The 21824-nt window shown below is 61.1% G+C and carries 21 protein-coding genes; 12 read left to right on the top strand and 9 right to left on the bottom strand.

Features of this window, described 5'->3' with window-relative positions; genetic code table 11:
• The first annotated feature begins 68 nt into the window (after positions 1 to 68).
• Positions 69 to 968: a LysR family transcriptional regulator gene (locus tag G4923_RS00105; RefSeq protein ID WP_162520207.1), complete on the top strand. Its 900-nt coding sequence runs from the start codon at positions 69 to 71 to the stop codon at positions 966 to 968.
• Positions 969 to 1016: 48 nt separating this feature from the next.
• On the opposite strand, the gene G4923_RS00100 is transcribed toward G4923_RS00105, so the two are convergent.
• A complete protein-coding gene (locus G4923_RS00100; RefSeq protein WP_163134822.1) occupies positions 1017 to 2786 on the bottom strand; it encodes a M4 family metallopeptidase in 1770 nt (589 codons plus the stop codon).
• Positions 2787 to 3134: 348 nt separating this feature from the next.
• Here G4923_RS00100 and G4923_RS00095 point away from each other — a divergent pair, with 348 nt between their 5' ends.
• The 8 genes from G4923_RS00095 to putP all read left to right on the top strand — a co-directional run bounded on the left by G4923_RS00095 (position 3135) and on the right by putP (position 12201).
• The gene (locus G4923_RS00095) at positions 3135 to 3695 is read left to right on the top strand and encodes a GNAT family N-acetyltransferase (RefSeq protein WP_163134820.1); all 561 of its coding nucleotides are present in this window, start codon (positions 3135 to 3137) and stop codon (positions 3693 to 3695) included.
• A 61-nt stretch (positions 3696 to 3756) separates the two neighbouring features.
• Positions 3757 to 4308 carry a ribosomal protein S5-alanine N-acetyltransferase gene (gene rimJ, locus G4923_RS00090; protein ID WP_163134824.1) on the top strand — a complete coding sequence of 184 codons (552 nt, stop codon included), beginning with the start codon at positions 3757 to 3759 and terminating at the stop codon, positions 4306 to 4308.
• A 221-nt stretch (positions 4309 to 4529) separates the two neighbouring features.
• A complete protein-coding gene (locus tag G4923_RS00085) occupies positions 4530 to 5636 on the top strand; it encodes a 1-acyl-sn-glycerol-3-phosphate acyltransferase (RefSeq protein ID WP_025325894.1) in 1107 nt (368 codons plus the stop codon).
• A 300-nt stretch (positions 5637 to 5936) separates the two neighbouring features.
• Positions 5937 to 6407: a NanQ anomerase/TabA/YiaL family protein gene (locus tag G4923_RS00080; protein ID WP_163134818.1), complete on the top strand. Its 471-nt coding sequence runs from the start codon at positions 5937 to 5939 to the stop codon at positions 6405 to 6407.
• A gap of 328 nt (positions 6408 to 6735) precedes the next feature.
• The gene (locus tag G4923_RS00075) at positions 6736 to 7935 is read left to right on the top strand and encodes an acetate kinase (RefSeq protein WP_163134816.1); all 1200 of its coding nucleotides are present in this window, start codon (positions 6736 to 6738) and stop codon (positions 7933 to 7935) included.
• A gap of 133 nt (positions 7936 to 8068) precedes the next feature.
• Positions 8069 to 9310 carry a mechanosensitive ion channel family protein gene (locus G4923_RS00070; protein ID WP_042648913.1) on the top strand — a complete coding sequence of 414 codons (1242 nt, stop codon included), beginning with the start codon at positions 8069 to 8071 and terminating at the stop codon, positions 9308 to 9310.
• A gap of 174 nt (positions 9311 to 9484) precedes the next feature.
• A complete protein-coding gene (locus G4923_RS00065) occupies positions 9485 to 10411 on the top strand; it encodes a L,D-transpeptidase family protein (protein WP_163134814.1) in 927 nt (308 codons plus the stop codon).
• Between the two features lie 275 nt (positions 10412 to 10686).
• Complete coding sequence (gene putP / locus G4923_RS00060) at positions 10687 to 12201, top strand: sodium/proline symporter PutP (RefSeq protein WP_163134812.1); 1515 nt, start codon at positions 10687 to 10689, stop codon at positions 12199 to 12201.
• Between the two features lie 60 nt (positions 12202 to 12261).
• Here the strand turns inward: putP and G4923_RS00055 are convergent, their stop codons facing one another.
• The 5 genes from G4923_RS00055 to G4923_RS00035 all read right to left on the bottom strand — a co-directional run bounded on the left by G4923_RS00055 (position 12262) and on the right by G4923_RS00035 (position 16120).
• The gene (locus tag G4923_RS00055) at positions 12262 to 12852 is read right to left on the bottom strand and encodes an MliC family protein (RefSeq protein ID WP_163134810.1); all 591 of its coding nucleotides are present in this window, start codon (positions 12850 to 12852) and stop codon (positions 12262 to 12264) included.
• A 147-nt stretch (positions 12853 to 12999) separates the two neighbouring features.
• Positions 13000 to 13605, bottom strand: coding sequence for an NAD(P)H-dependent oxidoreductase (locus G4923_RS00050; protein ID WP_163134808.1), 606 nt, complete (start codon positions 13603 to 13605; stop codon positions 13000 to 13002).
• Between the two features lie 56 nt (positions 13606 to 13661).
• Positions 13662 to 14093, bottom strand: coding sequence for a MerR family transcriptional regulator (locus G4923_RS00045; protein WP_163134806.1), 432 nt, complete (start codon positions 14091 to 14093; stop codon positions 13662 to 13664).
• Between the two features lie 409 nt (positions 14094 to 14502).
• Positions 14503 to 15588, bottom strand: coding sequence for a hypothetical protein (locus G4923_RS00040; RefSeq protein WP_163134804.1), 1086 nt, complete (start codon positions 15586 to 15588; stop codon positions 14503 to 14505).
• Between the two features lie 169 nt (positions 15589 to 15757).
• Positions 15758 to 16120 carry a DUF2061 domain-containing protein gene (locus G4923_RS00035; RefSeq protein WP_041205088.1) on the bottom strand — a complete coding sequence of 121 codons (363 nt, stop codon included), beginning with the start codon at positions 16118 to 16120 and terminating at the stop codon, positions 15758 to 15760.
• 180 nt (positions 16121 to 16300) lie between these two features.
• Between G4923_RS00035 and G4923_RS00030 the strand changes: the two genes are divergently transcribed.
• A complete protein-coding gene (locus G4923_RS00030; protein ID WP_163134802.1) occupies positions 16301 to 16507 on the top strand; it encodes a hypothetical protein in 207 nt (68 codons plus the stop codon).
• A gap of 73 nt (positions 16508 to 16580) precedes the next feature.
• On the opposite strand, the gene G4923_RS00025 is transcribed toward G4923_RS00030, so the two are convergent.
• From G4923_RS00025 to G4923_RS00015, 3 genes are read right to left on the bottom strand one after another with little or no spacing between them, the layout of a single operon-like run.
• The gene (locus G4923_RS00025; RefSeq protein ID WP_163134800.1) at positions 16581 to 17435 is read right to left on the bottom strand and encodes a 23S rRNA (adenine(2030)-N(6))-methyltransferase RlmJ; all 855 of its coding nucleotides are present in this window, start codon (positions 17433 to 17435) and stop codon (positions 16581 to 16583) included.
• The gene (locus G4923_RS00020; protein WP_163134798.1) at positions 17429 to 17890 is read right to left on the bottom strand and encodes a DUF2390 domain-containing protein; all 462 of its coding nucleotides are present in this window, start codon (positions 17888 to 17890) and stop codon (positions 17429 to 17431) included. The genes G4923_RS00025 and G4923_RS00020 overlap by 7 nt, the downstream gene beginning before the upstream one ends.
• On the bottom strand, positions 17883 to 19793 hold the full coding sequence (locus G4923_RS00015) for an ABC transporter ATP-binding protein (RefSeq protein ID WP_163134796.1): 1911 nt from the start codon (positions 19791 to 19793) through the stop codon (positions 17883 to 17885). The genes G4923_RS00020 and G4923_RS00015 overlap by 8 nt, the downstream gene beginning before the upstream one ends.
• 152 nt (positions 19794 to 19945) lie before the next feature.
• On the opposite strand from G4923_RS00015, the gene G4923_RS00010 reads away from it, so the two are divergent.
• Both G4923_RS00010 and G4923_RS00005 read left to right on the top strand, forming a co-directional pair.
• Entirely contained in the window at positions 19946 to 20356 is a 411-nt protein-coding gene (locus G4923_RS00010; RefSeq protein ID WP_106887734.1) for a CBS domain-containing protein, read from the top strand.
• A gap of 318 nt (positions 20357 to 20674) precedes the next feature.
• Positions 20675 to 21745, top strand: a complete 1071-nt coding sequence (locus tag G4923_RS00005) for a porin (protein WP_106887733.1) — start codon at positions 20675 to 20677, stop codon at positions 21743 to 21745.
• The last annotated feature ends 79 nt before the right edge of the window (positions 21746 to 21824 follow it).

Here is a 21824-nt window from a genome sequence, read left to right as displayed (position 1 = left end):
GCTATTCTGGTGGGGCTCCAGATATAGTGGTAGCCGACAACTGGCTATATTTCATATTGGATTTGGTTATGGCTGTGACACTCGACGATTTGCAATTGCTGCTGGATGTGGCCAACCGTGGCAGCTTCAGCAAGGTGGCGGCCATTCGCGGCTGGTCACAACCCATGGTCAGCCAGCGGATCGCCGTGCTGGAGCAGGAGCTGGGCCAGTCCCTGTTCCGCCGTCACCGCCGTGGCGCCACCCCCACACCGGCCTGCGAGCAGTTCCTGCCGGCGGCCACCAGCGCTTTGAGTGCTCTGGAGGGGGGGCGGCTGGCGATGCAGGGGGCACCGGCCCTGCCGCGGATCCGGCTCTCCTGCCTTCCCTCCCTGACCACTGTGGTGTTTGGTCCTCTGCTGCTGGCCCTGGTGGACGAGGCCTTCGAGATCCGCTGCAGCACGGATCACTCCGGCGTCATCATGCAGGAGCTGCTGACCGGCGAGACCGACGTCGGTTTCATCCTCAAGTGTCCCGCCATCGCGGGCATCCAGCTCGAGCTGCTCTATCGCTCCCCCATCATCGCCGTGGCCTGCGCCACCCACCCGCTGGCCGGACGGCAGGGGCTGACCCTGCAGGACATCGCCAACGAGCGGCTGGCCCCCCAGCAGTGGGGCACAGGCTGTGACGAGCTGATCCTGCAACTGCGACTGCTGCGCCAGGTGGCCAGCCCGCTGCACGCCATCCAGCCCGCCAGCGCGGCGCGGGAGCTGGCGCTAGAGCACGGCTTCATCACCCTGATGCCGGCGCTCGCCATCACCCGGGATCTGGAGTTCGGTCGCCTGGTGAAACTGGATGTGACGGATCTGCCGCCGGATCACTGGGACGTAATGATGGCCTGGCGCAGCGGCAAGCGGCCCAACCCCGCCAAGGAGCGGGTGCTGGAGGCGGCGCGCACCCTGGCCCGGCGCTGGTCGGGCAAGTCCGCATGAAAAAAGCGCCGGACAAGTCCGGCGCTCTCCCTTCACTGACATTCGGGGTCAGTAGCTGGCCTTGAGGCTCACCCCCGAGAAGGCACCGAAACCGCTCAACTGCACGTGCCAGGTCCCTGCCTTGGGCGCGTTCAGGGTGCAGGTTTCGGCGTTGCCGCTCTTGTAGGGGCGGCAGTCATAGCTGTTGCTGGTCGGCACGGCGCCGAACTTCACGTAGAGATCCGCATCCCCGCTGCCGCCACTGCTGGCGATCACCAGTTGGCTCTTGCCGGTTGGCACCTCGACGGTGTAGTTCAGCTTGCCCCCCTTGGCGGCGGTGAGATTGGTCACAGCTACCCCGTTTTGCAGCACCTTGTCGGGCTGGGGCGTGGCGCCACAGCTGGCGTTGACCCCGACCGCGGTGAAGGCGGTGGCGACGTCGGTCAGGCTGTAGCCGAGATCGGTAGCCGCCCTGGTCACGCCGCAGGCGCCCTGATCGAAGCTGGTGTTGGCCCCCCAGTAGAGGCGGTTTGCCAGTACGAACACCTCGAACGCCTTGCGGGTGTTCCAGCCGCCGGTGTTGGCCAGCAGGTAGAAGGCGCGGTTGTAGACCCCCGAGCTGTGGTGCACGTCGATGCCGTCATAGTAATCGCTGGCGTGGCCGATGGAGCTGCCGTCCCGGGTCGGATCCTCGAAGTAGCGCAGGGAGCCGTTGCCCTTGAAGATCTGGGCCCCCACCAGCCAGTCGTTGCTGCCCTTCATGTAGTTTTCGGCCGCTTCCCCCGCCATGTCGGAGAAGGCCTCGTTGATGCCGCCCGACTGACCCGAGTAGACCAGTCCCGAGTTCTGCTCGGTGAAGCCGTGGCTCACCTCGTGGGCCGCCACGTCCAGGCTCACCAGCGGATAGAAGGTGGTGGCACCGTCGCCGAAGGTCATCTGGCTGCCGTCCCAGAAGGCGTTCTCGTAGTTGCGGCCGTAGTGCACCCGCATCTTGAGCTTGAAGCTCAGCGGCGCCGTGTTGTACCAGTTGCGGTACATGTCGAACACCACATTGCCGAAGTAGTGGGCATCGTTGAGGGGGGAGTAGGCGCCGTTGATCTCCTTGACCCTGTTCTCCGGGCAGCTGAACTGGTGCACTGCACCCCCACTGGTGGCGTGATTGAGGTTGATGGTGTCCACGTTGCTGCTGCTCATGCGGCAGCTTTCATCCACCTTGAGGGGACCAAAATCGGCGCCATAGAAGTACTTGCCGGTCTTGAGGTTGCCCCCTGGGCCAGTGGCGTCCTGGTGGTTGATCCCCTCCCAGCGCTTGAGCTCGCTGCCGCTCTGGGCATCGATCATCACGAAGGGACGGCTCGGCTGTTCGCTTGCCGCCAGCCAGGAGACCAAGTAGACCAGTCGAGCCTGGCCAGCCTCATCCTGCATCACGAACAGTTTGACCCGCTCGTTGCTGCCCTTGGCACCGGCGCGGGCCTTGAGGGCGGCATCGGCAGGGGAGAGGGTGGCGGTCGGGCCCGTCAGGTCGGCATCTATCTTGCGCAGCATGGTGCCGGACACCTGGTTGACCTTGCCCCCCAGGGCCTGATCGGCCACCAGCACCTGGCCCCAGACCGGGATGCCTTGCCAGGTCTGCTCATAACGCACCCGCTGCTGGCCGTTGGGCAGCTTGACGACCCGTACCTGGCGAAACTCGCCATCTCCTGTGGCGAGGGCGCCTATCCTGGCGGCGCCGCTCACAGTACCGGTCAGGTCTGAGACCTGGTTCACTTCCACCTGTTCTGCCGCCATGGCGGCGCTTCCCCAGCAGGCCAGTACCACGGCCAAATAGACTTTGTTCATCTCGTCTTTCCTTAGTCGATGAAGATTGCACGCCGGGTCCGTTGCCCGGCGCTCTTACACTAGTGCGCCGGTCTGAAATAACTGCCTGTCATATGTGACAGAGCAGCATAAAGGCGTAGCAGATCTGACTGTTGCCATTTGTGACTGCTGAAATTCGTCATGAATGTGGTGACTTGTGCCAAGGGAAGGGCTGATTGCTGCAAGGTACAAAACAGTGCCCAAATGGGCACATCCATATGGGGATTGCCTGCCGGTTGAAGGCGCCGAAAGTCCTTGGCAAACAAGGGATTGATTGACTACATTGGCTCCCATGACGGCGGATGCCGGACCAAAGGCGGGGGAGGAGCAATGTTTTCATGGCAACTGGATGACGAGCTGGCGCTCCTGTTTCTGCAGCCCGACATGGCCAGCGAACTCTTTCGCCTCTGTCAGCGCAATCGCGACTATCTCTCCCAGTGGCTGCCCTGGGTGCCCCATATCCAGCAGCCCTCCGACAGCGCCACCTTCATTCGCCACGCCATCGAGAAATTTGCCCGAGGCGAGGGGCTGACCACCGCCATCGAGTATCAGGGGGAGGTGGTCGGTGTCATCGGTTACAACCAGATCGATCAGGGGCTGGCCAAGGTCAGCATCGGCTACTGGCTGGCGGAGCGCTGGCAGGGCAATGGCATCATCACCCGCGCCTGTCAGGCCCTGATCCATCACGCCTTTGAGGAGATGGGGATGGAGAAGGTGGAGATCAACGCCGCGCTGGAGAACGAACCCAGCCGGGCTGTGTGCGAGCGGCTCGGCATGCAGCAGGAGGGGATCACCCGGCGGGCGGAGCGGCTGGCGGACAGGGTGGTGGATCATGTCCACTATGGTCTGCTGCGGGATGACTGGCTCAGGCTGCGGGAAAGGGATCACTGATGGGGTCCCGGCCCAGTCCGGTTACTGGCACCCTGCATGGCCAGTATGGGGAGGCACAGTGCTGACCCTGCCCCATATCACCACGGTCCGCACCCGGCTGACCGTCCTTCCCCCGGAGCGGGCCGAGCTGATGCTGGATTTCTACCGGCGCAACCGCACCCATCTGCAGCCCTGGGAGCCGAGACGGGACGAGAGCTTCTATACCCTGGGTCACTGGCAGGGGCGGCTGCGCGACGGTTATGGCCAGTTTTTCGACGGCAGCGCCGTGCAACTGGTGGCGCTCGATCCCAAAGGGGAGCGGGTGCTCGCCACCTGCAATTTCACCCACATCATGATGGGCATGTTCAAGGCATGCCATCTGGGTTATGCCATCGACCAGGATCACGAGGGGCAGGGGCTGATGCAGGAGGTGGTGGCCGCCGGCATCGACTACCTGTTTCGGGAGCGCGACCTGCACCGCATCATGGCAAGCTACATGCCGGTGAACCGGCGCAGTGGCGCCCTGCTGGCGCGTCTCGGGTTCGAGCAGGAAGGCTATGCCCGGGACTACCTGATGATCAACGGCCGCTGGGAGGACCACGTCCTCACCGCGCTGCTCAATCCGGCTGGTTGAGGAGCATGTGGCTTTCTTAGTGCGGGACCAGTCCCTCGCCAAGCCGTGTGGGCAGGCCGTCCTGGATCCTGGCTCCCCATGATTTGGCGGCTTTTTCACGGCAAGATCGCACTATCTGTATGCCTCTCATACCCCTGACCCCAAAAGCGTGTAAAATTGCGCCCTGAATTTTCCCGGCCAGCAGCAGCTGGTCGCGACTCCATACATGCAAGGCTGACATTGTGACAGAAGTAGATAGATTCGCGGACATTCGCCCCTATCGCGATGACGAAGTGCCGGCTGCCATCGAGCGGCTGATCCAGGATGACGAGTTTATCGGCGCCATCGCCAAATACCGTTTCGGTTCCCTGATGAGCTGGCTGGGCTGGGCCATTCGCCCGCTGATCCGCCAGTTCCTGCGCCACAAGTGGGCCAAGGTCAGCACCATCCATCAGGTGCAGATGGGGGTGACCCGCTACATGAGTCGCATGATAGCCACCTCCACCCAGGGGGTGAGCTTCTCCGGTCTCGAGCATCTGAAGAAGGAGCAGGGCTACCTGTTCGTCTCCAACCACAGGGACATCGCCATGGATCCAGCGTTCGTCAACTGGGGGCTGCACACCCATGGCTTCGATACGGTGCGTATCGCCATCGGCGACAACCTGCTGCGCAAGCCCTGTGCCACCGAGCTGATGAAGCTCAACAAGAGCTTCATCGTCAAGCGCTCCGCCAAGGGGCCGCGGGAGATGATGAAGGCCCTCGGCGAGCTGTCGGCCTACATAGGCCAGTCGGTGCACGAAGGCCACTCCATCTGGATCGCCCAGAAGGAAGGGCGCGCCAAGAACGGGGACGACAAGACGGATCCGGCCATCCTCAAGATGTTCTACGTGGACGGCAAGAAGCAGAAGATCGACTTCGTCGATTACATGCGCAGCCTCAACATAGTGCCGGTCAGCATCAGCTACGAGGTGGATCCCACCGACAAGGCCAAGGCGCGCGAGCTCTACGAGAAGTCGGTCAACGGCAGCTACGAGAAGGGCGAGTTCGAGGACATCGAGAGCATAGTCGCCGGCATCGTCGGTCAGAAGGGGCGGGTACATGTCTCCTTCGGCGCCCCCATCACAGAGGGCTTCAGCGATCCGGACGAACTGGCCGCGCTCATCGACAAGGCGATCTGGAGCAGCTACCGCCTCTTCCCTGGCAACTACCTGGCCGCTGATGTGCCCGGCAAGGCCAGCACCATAGAGCAGACCGCCTTCCTGACCCGTCAGTCGGAGGTGCCGGAAGAACACAAGGCCATCTGGCGTGCCATGTATGCCAAGCCGGTGGAGAACGCCAGCAAGGTTTGAATGACGCCGATTCGGTGAAAAAAACGGGAGCAGATGCTCCCGTTTTTGCGTCTGGTCAAAGTCGGTGGCAATGGACTAGTGAATAATATTGTTTCAACTGGTACGATCATCGGGTGAATGAGCGGGTATCTCTTGGCAAGGGGCGGGCGACTGTGCAACAGTGACCCGGCGCCAACAAGACGAACCAGGCGCCTTTCGAGTCTGCACGGATGGCAGGCGACGCTGAATAAGGACCTTTAGGGGTCCTTTTTCATTGATGGACAAAGATAGACGGCAGATATACCTAAGGATGCGAACCCCATGATCACCGGCAGTCTGGATACCTTGCAACGCACCCCCTTGCCCGCGCCGCTGGCCCGCATCATGGCCGAGGTGGTGAAGAGCCTTGCCCACTGGCGTGAGGCGCCCCTTGGCAAGCAGGACATAGACGGCCTCAAGCTGTTCTGCCTGGTGAGCGAAGCGCTGACCGAGCCGGTCGCGGATCGCCGCGGCGAGTTTCATGAGCAGTATCTGGATATCCAGCTGCTGCTGCGGGGGGAGGAGTGGATCGGCGTAGGGCCCCATGCCTATGTGAGCGACTGCGCCGATCATCCCCACCCCGATCTCTGGTTCGTCGACATCAAGCAAACAAGCTATCTGGCGTTGCAGCCCGGCGACTTTGCCATCTTCTGGCCGGGAGAACTGCATCGCCCTCTCTGTACCCTGACTACCCCAGGCTTGGTGAAGAAGCTGGTTGTCAAGGTCCACCAGTCGCTGCTGACCTCGGTCTGAGCCGCAGCGCCGGGTGCCCGGGCACCCGCCAGGACAGGGCCGCGTCGAATGGGCGCTGGCCTGTCCCGCATTGACGATTCGATGAGTGTGCGAGCCTCGGGGTCTGCACCAGAGAGTTTGAGAAAGATGAGCGCGCCAGACCATGGGTCGGCGCCAGAAAGTTTGAAAGGATAAGCGCGCCAGGCCCAGAGTTGGCGGTCGGCGCCAGACAGTTTGAAAAATTGGGCGCACTTTCCTGCGACCATAACGCCCCCGGCAGGGGAATCCCATCCATGTTGGATGACACGACACTGTCGGCATAAAGCCGAAGCACAGGAAGATGTAGAACATGAGCAAGTTGGTATTGATCCTTAACTGCGGTAGCTCTTCCCTGAAATTTGCCGTAATGGACGCCGAAACAGGTGAGGACATGCTGTCCGGCCTGGCCGAATGCTTCAATCTGGATGACGCACGTATCAAATGGAAACTCCACGGAGTCAAGGGCGAAGCCATGCTGGGCGCCGGTGCCGCGCACCAGGCCGCCCTTGACCACATAGTGGGCCACATCCTGCCCCAGGATCCGACACTCGCCGAGCAGCTGGTCGCCATCGGCCATCGCATCGTGCACGGTGGCGAGCAGTTCTCCCGCTCCGTTCGCATCGATGATGGCGTGATCGCCGGCATCGAGGCCGCCATTCCGTTCGCCCCCCTGCACAACCCGGCGCACCTCATCGGCATCCGTGCCGCCCTCAAGGTCTTCCCGGCCCTGGCCGAGAAAAACGTGGCCGTGTTCGACACCGCCTTCCACCAGACCTTGCCGCAGGAAGCCTACCTCTACGCGCTGCCCTACAAGCTCTATCAGGAGAACGGCATCCGTCGTTACGGCGCCCACGGCACTTCCCACCGCTTCATCGCCGAAGAGACCGCCAAGGCGCTGGGCAAGCCGCTGGCCGAGCTCAACATCATCAACTGCCACCTGGGCAACGGTGCCTCCGTCTGCGCCATCAAGAACGGCGAGTCCGTCGATACCTCCATGGGCCTGACTCCGCTGGAAGGGCTGGCGATGGGCACCCGCTCTGGTGACATCGACCCCGCCGTGGTCTTCTTCATGCACGACCAGCTCGGCTACAGCGTGGACGAGATCAACCATGTGCTGACCCGCGAGTCCGGCCTGCTGGGGATGACAGAGGTGAGCAGCGACTGCCGCTATGTCACCACCAACTATGCCACCGACGCCGGCGCCAAGCGGGCGCTGGATGTGTTCACCTACCGGGTAGCCAAGTATGTCGGGGCTTATGCCGCCGCCATGGACGGTCGCCTGGACGCCCTGGTGTTCACCGGCGGTATCGGCGAGAACGCCGCCATGGTGCGCGAGATGGTGCTGGCGCGGCTGGCCCTGTTCGGCTTCAAGGTCGATAAAGAGGCCAACAACGCCGCCGTGCTGGGCGGTGAAGGCCCCATCACCGCCGAAGGCAGCCGCCTGGCCCTGGTGATGCCCACCAACGAAGAGCTGGTCATCGCCCGCGATGCCCTGAGCCTGGTCGGCTAAGGCCCCCTCGCACCGAAACAACGCCCGGCCTGTGCCGGGCGTTGTCGTTTCAGCGGCACATTGAGCAAGCTGTCATTTGACATGAGGGGCCAGATACGTACCCTGACGGCAGTTTCACGTCGCAGAGGTAGAGATGAAGGAGATATTTTTCAACTGGTTGTCCGGTCTCGGGGTGGAGGTCACCGCCATGATGGCGCTGGTGATCGCCCTGAGCTTCATCGTGCTGACCGCGTTGGCACTGCACCTGGTGCTGCATCGCATCCTGCTGGTGCGCCTGGTGGGGCTGCTCGGCAAGACCAAGCAGGTGTGGCTGCCGCCCCAGTTGCAGCAGCGGCTCTTCTACCGGCTCGCCTTGGTACTGCAAGGGGCCGTGCTGCTCGGTCAGGCGGAGATCTGGCTGCCCAAGGCATCCGACAGCCTGCAGCTTATCGAGATGCTGGCCCAGCTCTGGATCCTGCTGTTCCTGCTGCTTGCCCTGTTCGCCCTGCTCGACTGCCTGCTGTCGGTGAGCCGCTATACCCGGCTCGGACGGGATCTGCCCCTGCGCGGCATCTTCCAGGGGGTGAAACTGGTGGCCAGCATACTGGTCGGCATCCTGATGATAGCCCTGCTGCTCGGCAAGTCGCCGCTCTTCCTGTTCAGCGGCCTGGGTGCCATGACTGCGGTACTGATGCTGGTGTTCAAGGACCCCATCCTCGGTCTGGTGGCCGGGATCCAGCTCTCCGCCAACCGCATGCTGAGCGTCGGTGACTGGCTGCAGATGGACAAGTACGGCGCCGATGGCGAGGTGACCGACATCGGCCTCACCACGGTCAAGGTGTCGAACTGGGACAAGACCATCACCACCATTCCCACCTACGCCCTCATCTCTGACTCCTTCAAGAATTGGCAGGGGATGACGGAATCCGGTGGCCGGCGCATCAAGCGCAGCGTCAACATCGACATGACCAGCGTGCGCTTCCTGACCGCCGAGGAGCAGCTGACACTCAAGCAGGCCAAATTGCTGGCCCCCTATCTCAGCCGCAAGGAGCAGGAGCTGAGCAGCTACAACCAGCAGCTCAGCGACGCCATCAGTTGCCCCATCAATGGCCGTCACCTCACCAACCTCGGCACCCTGCGCGCCTACCTGGATGCCTACCTGCACGCCCACTCCGGCATTCGCAAGGACATGACCCTGATGGTGCGCCAGCTGGCGCCGACTTCCGACGGCCTGCCGCTGGAGATCTACTGCTTCACGGCGACCACCGCCTGGGCCGATTACGAAGGGATCCAGGCCGATATATTCGACCACATATTCGCCATTATCGGGCAATTTCATCTGCGGTTGCATCAATCGCCAACCGGTTATGACATGCATGCCTGGAAGAACGGGTGATTTGATTCTTGTTGCAGGATGAGGCCAGGGGAAAACGCCATATTAATCATCGACCCGTCACCACGTGTCGGTTGAAATTTGCGGTGCAGAGGAGAAAAATGGCGGCCTTCTCTTCGCCCCGGGTGCGCACGCCCCGGCCAGAGTCCTGAATCACCCCAATATCACAGGAAAGTTATGAAGCTCCTCCACAACACGGCGGCTGCACTGTGCTGCAGCCTGCTCCTGACCGCCATGCCCGTGCTTGCCGTCGAATATGCCCTGCCTGCGGCCAACAGCCGCCTGGTGGGCGAGAACCTGGAATACGTGGTGTCGGCCGAAGAGGCGGGCCAGCCCCTGGAAGCGGTCGCGGCCAAGTTCCAGCTCGGTTTGACCAACATGCTGGAAGCCAACCCCAAGGCGGATCCCCTGCTGCTGCAGGCGGGCGAGAAGCTGGTCGTGCCGCACCAGCTGATCCTGCCGGATGCCCCCCGCGAGGGCATAGTGCTGAACGTCGCCGAGATGCGCCTCTACTACTACCCGAAAGGCAAGAAGGTGGTGGAGGTGCTGCCCATCGGCATAGGCCAGCTCGGCACCGACACCCCGGAAGACTGGGTGACCAGCGTGCAGCGCAAGAAGGCGGGCCCGACCTGGACCCCGACAGCCAAGATGCATGCCGAGTACGCCGCCCGTGGCGAGACCCTGCCTGCGGTCTGGCCGGCCGGCCCGGACAACCCCATGGGGCTGTTTGCGCTCTACATCGGCAAGATGTACGCCATCCACGGCACCAATGCCCAGTTCGGCATAGGTCTGCGGGTGAGCCACGGCTGCGTGCGGCTGCGTAACTACGACATCGAGTATCTGTTCAAGCAGGTACCGGTCGGCACCCGCGTCCAGTTCGTGAACCAACCGATCAAGGCCTCGGTCGAGCCGGATGGCAGCCGCTATCTGGAAGTGCACCAGCCGCTCTCCCGCAGCCAGGAGGAGTTCAACTCCAGCCTGCCGGCGCCCTTGTCCATGTCGACCGAGGTGACCCGTTTCATCGCCCACGCCGACAGCGATTCCCAGCTGGTCAAGCAGGCCCTGGAGCAGCGCAGCGGCATGCCCATCGCCATCAACCGCTGATCCGCTTGCCCTCGATGTCGAGCCCCGGCCAAGGTCGGGGCTTTTTTATGATGGGTAAAGGAGGGGACTGCTCGGGTAACTCCTTGCACCGTCGGGATAAAATCCGGCCTAACCCCTCTTGATTGGTTACTTGATTAGGTGTGAAACGTTTTCTCTGTGTTTTTTATTTGTTAAAAGTGGTTGTGATCAGGCGATCTGCTGATTAATCTAGGCCGGTTTTTTAAGGAAGAGCCCGTCGCGAGAACGGGTACAAGAGTCACATAACGGAGTTTTGAATGACAGCTAGCACCCCAATGCTCATCACCTTCCTGGTGTACATCCTGGGTATGGTCCTGATCGGCTTCATCGCCTATCGCGCCACCCGTAACTTTGACGACTACATTCTCGGCGGCCGCCGCATGGGGAGCTGGGTGACAGCTCTCTCCGCCGGGGCCTCCGACATGAGCGGCTGGCTCCTGATGGGCCTGCCTGGCGCCGTCTTCATTGGCGGCATCTCCGAGAGCTGGATCGCCATCGGCCTGACCATAGGTGCCTACTTCAACTGGCGCTGGGTGGCCGGTCGGCTGCGGGTTCACACCGAGAAGAACCGCAACGCCCTGACCCTGCCGGACTACTTCACCTACCGCTTCGAGGACAAGAGCCGGGTGCTGCGCATCCTCTCCGCTCTGGTGATATTGCTGTTCTTCACCATCTACTGCGCCTCCGGCGTGGTGGCCGGTGCCCGCCTGTTCGAGAGCACCTTCGGCATGAGCTATGACACCGCCCTCTGGGTCGGTGCCGCGGCCACCATCACCTACACCTTCTTCGGCGGCTTCCTCGCGGTGAGCTGGACAGATACGGTGCAGGCCACCCTGATGATCTTCGCCCTGATCCTGACCCCGGTGTTCGTCATCATCGCCGTCGGCGGCATCGACACCGCCATGGTGCAGGTAGCGGCGCAGAATGCCAGCAACCTCGACATGTTCAAGAACCTGGACTTCATCGCCATCATCTCCCTGATGGCCTGGGGCCTGGGCTACTTCGGCCAGCCCCACATACTGGCGCGCTTCATGGCGGCGGACTCCCACCACTCCATGGCCAGCGCCCGTCGCATCAGCATGACCTGGATGGTGTTCTGCCTGGGCGGCGCCGTGGCCATCGGCTTCTTCGGCCTGGCCTACTTCTCCACCTTCACCGAGCAGGCTGCCGGCGTCACCGCCAACCCGGAGCGCGTCTTCATCGAGCTCTCCAAGATACTGTTCAACCCCTGGATTGCCGGCGTGCTGCTCTCCGCCATTCTGGCGGCGGTGATGAGCACGCTGAGCTGTCAGTTGCTGGTTTGCTCCAGCGCCATCACCGAAGATCTCTACAAGCCCTTCCTGCGCAAGAATGCGTCCCAGAAAGAGCTGGTGTGGGTCGGCCGCGCCATGGTGCTGGTGATTTCGCTTATCGCCATCGCCGTGGCCGTGAACCCGGAGAACCGGGTGCTGGGGCTGGTGAGCTACGCCTGGGCCGGCTTCGGTGCCGCCTTCGGTCCCGTGGTGCTGCTCTCCGTGCTCTGGTCGCGCATGACCCGCAACGGCGCCCTGGCCGGCATGCTGGCCGGTGCCCTGACCGTCATCGTCTGGAAGCAGTTCGGCTGGCTGGGTCTGTATGAAATCATCCCGGGCTTCGTCTTCGCTACCCTGGCCATAGTGGTGTTCAGCCTGCTGGACAAGGCACCCTCCAAGGCCATGCTGGATCGCTTCGACGAGGCAGAGCGTGAGTTCCAGACTCCCCCTGTCTCGGCTGAGCCGGTCATGGTGAGATAAATCACGCACGCTGAATAAACAAAGCCCCGCATTGCGGGGCTTTTTCATGGTGGGGCTGGCTTATTGGCCGCTAACCCGGCACTGCCGGGTGGGTTGGTCATAGCGCTCCAGCCTGGCCTCGTTCCCCTTGGCCAGCAGCGTGAGATTCTGCCCCTCGTAACGGGCACCGCTGGCGCTGGGGGCTTCAAAGGCGAGTACCTGCGACTGCTGCGCCCCCTCGCTCAGGTTGATCACGGCGGCAGGCCGCTTGGCCTCGTTATAGAAGTAGGTCGAGAGCCGGATCTCGCCGTCGCACTGGTAGTCGACCGGGCTTGGCACCATCAGCTGGCCCCCCTTTATCTGCAACTCTGTGATGCGCAGCTGGTAGCTCTCCTCCACGCATTGGCGCGAGTCGCTCTCTTTCCAGCACTCGTTGCGCCCCTTGATCCAGCCGCGCTGCATCGCCTTCTCCGTCTTCTGCTGCTCGGCCGACAGATTAGCCAGCGCCTTGGGATAGAGGGCGGCGAGTTCGTTATCCAGCGCCGCCAGCCCGGCGTCCTGGCAGACAAGCTGCTCGGCCGCGCTGTGGGCCTTGGCGCAGTCAAAGGAAGGGGTAGCGGCACTGGTCAGCAGCGGCATCAAGGCGAGGGTACCAAGCAACATCTTGTTCATCGAAAAGGCTCCAGCAAGGGGGATTCCCACTTACTACAGCACAAGGGTGCCGGGCCGCCGAGGACTTTTTCACCCCAGGCAAGCTTGTCCGTCTCTTTGGGCCCCGCTGCCGACAACCCTAGTCACCAGGGTCGCCGCTGCCCTGGCTTAGGTTCGCCGCCGCGCCAGCCGCTGCGCATCACTGCGGGCCGCGGCCGCCGCACGGCCCAGCCAGCGCTGTCGCTCCCGCTCGCTGGCGGTATGGACAGGCCCCAGATGCTGGCGGTGGGTCAGCTTGATGCCACAGAGCCCCAGCACGGGCTTGTCGAGGGTGCGCTCGACGGGAGAGCCCAGCCACCAGCGGTAGTACCAGAGCGGGCTGTCCATGGTGAGCAGCAGGCGCGCCGTTTTGCCGGCGAGCAGGCGCTCGGGAAGGGCCTTGTCCTTCTGATAGCGAAAGGCAAACCCCGAGAGCAGCACCCTGTCCAGCAAGCCCTTGAGCCGGGCCGGCAGGTGGCCCCACCAGAGGGGGGCGACGATCACCAGATGCTGGGCCTGCTTCAGGCTCTGCTGCAATGCCAGCAGATCGGGCTCGAGGGGCTGAGCCTCGTCATAGCCATGGTGCAGATCCGGCTCGAAGGTGAGCTCCCCCACGTGATGCAGGGTGACCTCTGCGCCGCCCTCCTCTGCGCTGCGGGCATACTCCCTGGCCAGGGCATGGCAGAGGCTGTCGGGTTTGGGGTTGCCGTTGATGATAAGCAGCTTGGGTGTCATGGCGTGGCTCCTGATGAAGTGAGCCACCATTACACCCCTTGTCCCATGGGACAGAGTCAAGCCACCTTGTGCGCCCGTCCTGCAAGCCCTTGCTCAGCCTGTGGGAGCGGCTCGCTCTGGCCGGGGGCGCCATAGCGGCAGGGGTGCTGCGCCAGCAGCGCGGCGCACTGGCTCAAGGCCTGGTGCTGGCGTTGCAGCCTGGCCACCTCTGCCGCGATCTGGGCCAACTTGCCCGCGATAAGCTGCTCCACCTTCTGCCAGGGAAACTGCGCCAGACTGGTGAGGCCCGCCAGCAAGGGGACAAGCTCGCTCAATTTGCAGCCGAGCTGCTGGGCCTGGCGAATAAAGCCGACCCACTCCAGATCCTCGGCCCGGTAGACGCGGTACTTGCCGCGCCGCCTGGGCTCGGGCAGCAGCCCGAGCTGCTCGTAGAGACGGACTGCCTTGGGTGTGGTGCCCGCCAGCCGGGCAAATTCGCCGATATACATCTTGCTGCTCGCAAAGGTTGTTCGAGTAGGGGCTCACTATAGGTCAGTGGCAGGGGGGAATGCATCCCCACGGAGGAGGGGCGCGCCATCGGCGAAGTGCAGGGATGATAACGGTGTGGTTCTGTGGCTACATAGCCGCGTTCCTAGCATGCCGCAGGAGTGGGATATGGCTGAGTGGATCCGTTATGGGCCCGCAACAGGCGCTGGTGGACTGGTGATCGCCACTATAAGCAAATATTGGGTCATTATCGGAAAACCCATACATTCAGCTTATAGTGGCTCCGGCGAGCCAGACAGGGCCACTAGGTGGCCGAAAAAAGCACTCCAAGGGGATATCCCGATCCTTGCTTATTTCGTGGTTGGGTTATTTGCGATTGTCCGAATGCGCTTCGCTATTCGAACCTGCGAGCTAGCCTTCTTCTTTAATACAAGCGCCATTAGTCGCCAATAATATCGTTTCAATCAGCCTTTCAATATTTCCATTATAACCTGACGATGCAATCGTCATCTCACCGTGATCATCCATCGCCACCAGCATTTCAATATATGTCTTCCCTGTATTTATTTTCATTGCGCGCAATCTGATGGGGGAGGTTTTTGAACATATCTCTTGGTTTACATTTTTCCCTATCTTTTTTAAAATACGTTCGTTTTTACTCCAGATGACCTTATATTTGCTTCTCGGGATTGAGTAGATAAATATTGTAGAGAACATAGCCGTCAGCAGAAAAATAAGCCATAGCAGCAGCCAACCCCAGATGCCAAGAATCGGTTTCGAAGAGGCTAGTGCGCCAGCAATCAGTAGCAATGAAAATATGGTACAAGTAATGCTGACTACTGCGCCAAGCCAGCTCATTACGGTTGAGTTATTTTCATACAAAATAATTTCTGTGGTGACGCCATTTTCTTGTCTCCGATGATCTTTATAGCAAGATAAAGTCACAATGGTCAGAGAGAGCGCTGCTAGGATCATCAAGTGCTTGGCCAGCCATTCAAAACGTGGACGAAAGTGCAAAGTGTTTTTGTATAAATCCAAATAGTTCATCAAGAGCTGATCACCTTGTTGAACTTCCCTTGCTCGCTCACAATAAAATGGCCACCAAAGGCTGTAATAAGTCTGACTCCAGACTGTTACCCGCTTGCCTTTTACTGCATGAAATGCGGCTTTGTTATATAGATCTGCTCGATAGGTCAGCTCCTCTCCCGAGTCAGTCAGAATCTGGAACGCAGACTTATGCGCTGTACGTAAGGGTTGAGAAATATGGACAAGTATCCCTTCGCGTTTCGTCAACTGTGACAACGGTAGCACCGGATTAAAAAAGTAAACGTATAAATACAGGCTGCTGACGCCTGTAACTATTGCTACCCACACCAGCAGCTTGGTCCACTTTTTTTGCATGGCGTTGATGCCAAATACACGCCAGAACCAAGTGACTTGCCAGCGGGTTTTCGTTATTTGCCATTGTTTGCGGAGCGCTGACAGTTCCTTTGCCATGACGACACCTCTCCTTGTCTGATTTCAACCTGCCCTTATCATCGGCGGTCAAGTTAAGCCTATAACGTGCCCGACACCCTTTGGGCGCGTTCTTTATCTATGTTAGCCATGTTGTTCCAGCATCCTTTGGCAAACAAGTGTTGCAACGGCATGGCTGAAGTACGGTTGCTCAGGCCAGTGCCAGTTGCTGGCGGGCGCGCCACAGCCGCTCATGGAAGAAGAAGACGACTGTGTTGATGGCGGGCTCTATCAACGCCATCACGCCACCGGTTAGCAGCTCGCCACTCAGCAGGTAGGCGACGGCGAAGGCCACCGAGAAGTGCACCAGGGCGAAGCTGCTGGTCTTGGCCTGCAGGCTGTGGTCGGGTTTGAGCTTGTGCCAGCCAAGGTCGTGGAAGTAGAAGGCGACTGTGTTGACGGCGGGCTCTATCAGGGCGATCAGGCTGGCGGTGAGCAGTTCACCGGTCAGCAGGTAAGCCACTGTAAAGGCGACACTGAAGTGCAGAACGGCGAAGCTGATGGTCTTTTTCATGATGGTGTCTCCTCTGGCGATGAGTGCAGTATCACCTGGAATCACATTAAATGAAAACCATTCTCACCTATCGGCTAGATAGAAAAAGCCTATCGACCGAGGTCGAGACCACCAGATTGGGGACTTGCCTGGGGCCACGGAGGCGATAGAGTGTGCCTTTGCCATGAAAAAGGAGCTTTCATGACCCTCAATGCCAACATTTATGTACTGTTCATCCTGCTGCTGATGATCGTCGTCGGCGTCGTGGCCTGGCGACTGGCTCGCCGCAAGAGCCGGCATCCTGTGCTTATCACCTTCCTGTGCGTGCTGCTCTGCTTGGCCCCGCCCTTGGCCCTGCTGGCGCTGCTCATTTTGGCGCTCTGGCGGGATATGCCCGTCCGGGCCTGAGTCGTCATTTCGGCAACGGCAGACAGAGAAAAGCCCCTTTCGGGGCTTTGTCATTTTTGTGAGCGATGAGGGCTCAGTCGGCGGCTTTGTTGAGCCACTCCACTCTGTACTGGGCGCCGGCGCCCTGGGTCAGCTTGGCGCGCAGGGGTTTGAGGAAGGCTTCGATCTGCTCATCCAGCATCCAGGGGGGGCTGACGATCAGCATACCTGAGCCGTTCATGCCCCAATCGGCAGTCTGACCGGCCACTTCCAGCTCGGCCACCAGGACGTTACCGAAGTTTTCCCGCTTGATCGCTTTGAGCATGTCGCGGGACTTGTCCGCCTCCTGCCCGAGGATGGGATACCAGAGGGCGTAGATGCCGGTGGCCCAGCGCTTCTGTGCCTTTTTCAGGGTGTCGACCACGGCGAAGTAGTCTTCCTTCAGCTCGTAGGGAGGGTCGATGAGCACCAGGCCGCGGCGCGGGGTGGGGGGCAGCAGGGCGATCAGCCCCTCGAAGCCGTCACGGTGGTGCACGGCGACGCGGGGGTCATAGCCCATGTTGGCGCGCAGGTCCTCCACCTCGTTGTTGTGCAGCTCCATCAGCGCCAGCTTGTCCTGCTCGCGGGCGAGGCGGCGGGACAGCTCGGGGGAACCCGGGTAGTAGTGCAGCTGACCATCGCTATTCATCTCTTCGATGACGCCCAGATAGGGGGCCATGGCGGACCACTGGGCGCGCTCGTCCCACAGCCGGCCTATGCCGTCGGCGTACTCGGCCTTCTTCTGGGACCAGTCGCCGCGCAGGTCGTAGAGACCGCCACCGGCATGGGTGTCCAGCACGATGAAGGGTTTCTCCTTCTTCTTGAGGGACTCGATGATCAGGGCCTGAACGGCGTGTTTCAGGACGTCGGCATGGTTGCCGGCGTGAAAGGCGTGGCGGTAGCTCAGCATAATAGGTCTCTGAGGGGGCCCTGCTGGGCACCCAGTAACGATAGATAGTTCAACAGGTTGTGACTCTTGCCACGAAACAGGGAGAGGCCGCGCAGGGTCTGCAGCAAGACCCCCTGTTGCAACCGCTCCAGCTCCAGCTCGTGGGCAAGCATGGCCTGATACTCTTCCTCGGCCAGCCGCGCCTTGGCTTGCTGGCGCAGGGTGCGCCAGGGGAGCAGCACGGCCTCGGTCTGGACCAGAGCCGGTTGCAGATCGGTGAGATCGACCGGGATGCCGAGCAGATCCAGGTGGTGCAGCAAGAGCGCCAGATTGACGTTGCCCCCCAGCGTCTGCACGTTGAGCCAGTCCTGGCTGCGCTCACCATAGACCTTGCCGCTCCAGTGCCAGAAGCCGAGCGGCGTCGGCAGCTCGTGCACGGCGACCCGCTCGCTTGCCATCAGCTGTTCGTCACGCAAAGAAGGCCTGCTCCATGGTTTCCAGCTCCTCACAGAGGCTCATCCACTCCAGCTCCACCTCTTCCAGCTGCTCCTTGAGGGGGCCCTGGGATTTGAGCAGTTCGGAGAGCCTGGTTTTAGCGCTCTCTTCGTAGATGGCTGGGTCGGCCAGCTGGTTCTCTATGTCGCCGAGCTTGCCCTGCAGCTTCTCCATGCTTGCCTCGAGCTTCTCCAGCTTCTGGCGCAGGGGCCGGGTCTGCTGGCGGAACTGGGCCTCGAGCCGCTTCTGATCCTTGCGAGCCACTGCCGAGTTGGCGGAGACGGTGCCGTCAGTCGGCTTGGCGTTAGCCTCTTTCTCCTGCTCTCCGAGCCACTTGTGATAGTCGTCTAGATCGCCGTCGAATGGCTCGACCCGGCCACCGTGGACCAGATAGAAGTCATCCGTGGTGGTGCGCAGCAGGTGACGGTCGTGAGAGACCACCACCATGGCACCCTCGAAGCCTTGCAGCGCCATGGTCAGGGCGTGGCGCATCTCCAGATCCAGGTGGTTGGTCGGTTCATCCAGCAGCAGGAGGTTGGGCTTTTGCCAGGTGATGAGGGCCAGCACCAGCCGCGCCTTCTCGCCACCGGAGAAGGGGGCCACCTTGTCCAGCGCCTTGTCGCCGTGGAAGCCGAAGCTGCCAAGGTAGTTGCGCAGCTCCTGCTCGGACTTGTCCGGCGCGAGGCGGGCCAGGTGATCGAGGGGGGTGTCGTCCAGACGCAGGGTCTCGAGCTGATGCTGGGCGAAGTAGCCGATGCTGACCCCGGCGCTCACCTCCAGCTTGCCGGAGAGCGGCGCATTGGAGCCCGACAGCATCTTGATGAAGGTGGACTTGCCGGCGCCGTTGCGCCCCAGCAGGCCGATGCGCGAGCCCGGCACCAGGTTCATCTTTATCTTCTCCAGGATCACCTTGTCACCGTAACCGGCAGAGAGGTTCTCCATGGCAATCAGCGGGGTCGGCAGGGCCGAGGGCTCGCGAAACTCGAAGCTGAACTCGGAGTCGGCGTGGGCGGGCAGGATCTTCTCCATCCGCTCCATGGCTTTCAGGCGGCTCTGGGCCTGACGGGCCTTGGAGGCCTTGTAGCGGAAGCGGTCCACATAGGCCTGCATGTGGGACATCTCCCGCTGCTGCTTCTCGTACATGGATTGCTGCTGGGCCAGCTGCTCGGCGCGCTGCAGCTCGAAGTCGGAGTAGCCACCGGTGTATTCGTTGAGCTTGCCGTTCTCGATGTGGATGATGCGGTTGATGACCGAATCGAGGAAGTCGCGGTCGTGAGAAATCAGCACCAGCGTGCCCTGGTAGCCCTTGAGCCACTTCTCCAGCCAGATGACGGCGTCGAGATCCAGGTGGTTGGTCGGTTCATCGAGCAGCAGCAGATCGGAGCGGCAGAGCAGGGCCTGGGCCAGGTTCAGGCGCATGCGCCAGCCACCGGAGAAGCTCTTCACCGGCGAGTCGAGCTGATCGCCACCAAAGCCAAGACCGTGAAGCAGCTCGGCTGCGCGGGCGCGGATGCTGTAGGCGCCTATGGTGTCGAGCCTGCCGTGCAGCTCGGCCACCAGGAGGCCATTGTCATCCTGCTCGGCCCGGGCCAGCTGGGCTTCGAGGGCGCGGAACTCCTTGTCGCCATCGACCACGTACTCGAGCGCGGAGCAGTCCAGCGCCGGGGTCTCCTGGGCCACGCCGGCAATCTGCCAGCCGGCGGGCAGGCTGAAGCTGCCGTTGTCGATGGCCAGCTCGCCCCGCACCAGCGCAAAGAAGGTGGACTTGCCACAGCCGTTCTTGCCCACCAGGCCCACCTTGTGGCCGGGGTGTATGGTGGCGGACGCGTTGTCCAGCAGCGTGCGGCCGCCGCGGATCAGTTCGATTTGACTGGCAACTATCATGGATGGATCTGCTTGGCTCAATGAAGGGGAGAAACTGGCGCGGATCTTACGTGAAATGACTCGGATTTGCACTTGAGGCTGGGGGGCATGGCTGGCTGCGGCAAGAAAAACGTGCCATAACAGAGACATCTGTCAGGGGGCAGGAGGCTTCCATGTTGATTAAAGAGATCATGACGACCCGGGTCGCGACCGTTTCCATGGATGACAGGCTGGGTGTCATCAAGGAGATCTTCGAGCAGGCCCACTTTCGCCACCTGCTGGTGCTGGAAGAGGAAGTGCTGGTGGGGGTCATCTCGGACAGGGATCTGCTACGCGCCCTCAGCCCCTATCTCGATACGGATGCCGAGATGAACCGCGACACCGAGACCCTCAACCGGCGGGCCCACCAGATCATGAGTCGCCAGCCTATCACCATCTCTCCCGAATCGTCCTTGCCGGAAGCCGCCGCCATCATGCTGGAGCAACATGTCTCCTGCCTGCCGGTACTGGAAAACGGCGCCCTGGTCGGCATCGTCAGCTGGAAAGACCTGCTGCGCGTCATGCGGGACTGGCAACCTGCCTGAGGCCTCTTTGGGAGCGAGTGGAACCCGCTCCCTCGGGCTTTCATTGACCCCTCCTCGATATAACCCTCTGTCATTTATAGTTATGGCCTTCCTGTTGCTCTGAATTATTCATTTAATTGGCTTAAAATTCTACACTGGTCTTGATTTGCGACATTTGATGTCGCAACAGGCAGGATAAATCGAGTATTTCTAATTAATCGACCCCTTCTTCAGTTCCCATCAAGGTTCGCAGATCTACCCTAGGTCATCGGAAATGAACCCGATTCAAAATGACAACGACCGAGCACAGGTCTGGTTTACACCTCAGAGGAACGAACAATGAAAAAGACAGCATTGACGATGGCCATCTCCAGCCTGCTGCTGGCCGGTGGTGCACAAGCTTCTACCGTTTACAACCAGGATGGTACCAAGCTTGACATCGGTGGCCGTGTTCAAGGCATGTACTACGGTAGCGACAACGACGACGAGAGTGGCGATCAGAGCTACCTGCGTCTGCGCATCGGTGGTGAGACCCGCATCAACGAAGAAACCGTCGCCAACGGCTTCGTCGAGTACAACGTACCGACCAACAGCTCCGACAACGAGCTGCGTTATGCCTACGTTGGCATCAAGAACGATCGTTTCGGCGCCTTCAGCTACGGTCGTCAGGATGGTCTGATTGCCAAGGCCGTTAACGATTACACCGACGTTCTGCCGGAGTGGGGCGGAGATGGCCTGGGCAAGGGTACCGAAGTGTTCGGTACCGGTCGTACCAACGGCCTGGCTCAGTACCTCTACACCTTCGACGGCCTGGTGCTGGGTGCCCAGTTCACCGGCGAGAACGAAGCGCAGAACGAGAGCGCGTCCAGCTGGACCAAGGGCTCCGAAGAGGGCTACGCCCTGTCTGCCAACTACAACTTCGACATGGGCATCAGCCTGGGTCTGGCCTATAACCAGGCTGGCAAGACTGCCGATCAGGCTGCCAACTCCAACTTCGGTGGCAGCGAAGACGCCAAGCTGACCGCAGTCGGTATCAAGTACAACGCCAACAACCTGTACGCTGCCGCGACCTACGCCTACGGCGAAAATCACGTCTATGTGAGCCAGGCTGGCAACGACGGTTATGCCTCCGAGAGCAACGGTTACGAAGCCGTGGTTCAGTACACTTGGGGCCAATGGAAGCCGTCCCTGGCGTATAACCGCCTGGACGTGAAAGATTCCGACCAGAACCTGGATGACACCCTGACCGAGTACGTGTCCATCGGTGCCTGGTACAACATCAACGATAACTTCGACGTCTACGTTGATTACAAGGCCAACCTGCTGAACAGCGACGGCACTGACGGGTACAACAAGTTTGGCCAGAACACCGACGACGTCGTTGGCGTGGCCATGCAGTACCACTTCTAAGTCGTTCCCTGACTGCCTACTGTATTTTTTTGACCGGCCGCCTCGCGGCCGGTTTTTTTAGGCGCTGTCCCAGTTATGT

The sequence above is a fragment of the Aeromonas rivipollensis genome (genome assembly GCF_010974825.1).
Classification (GTDB): domain Bacteria; phylum Pseudomonadota; class Gammaproteobacteria; order Enterobacterales; family Aeromonadaceae; genus Aeromonas; species Aeromonas rivipollensis.
This window is presented reverse-complemented; position numbering and strand designations above follow the sequence as displayed.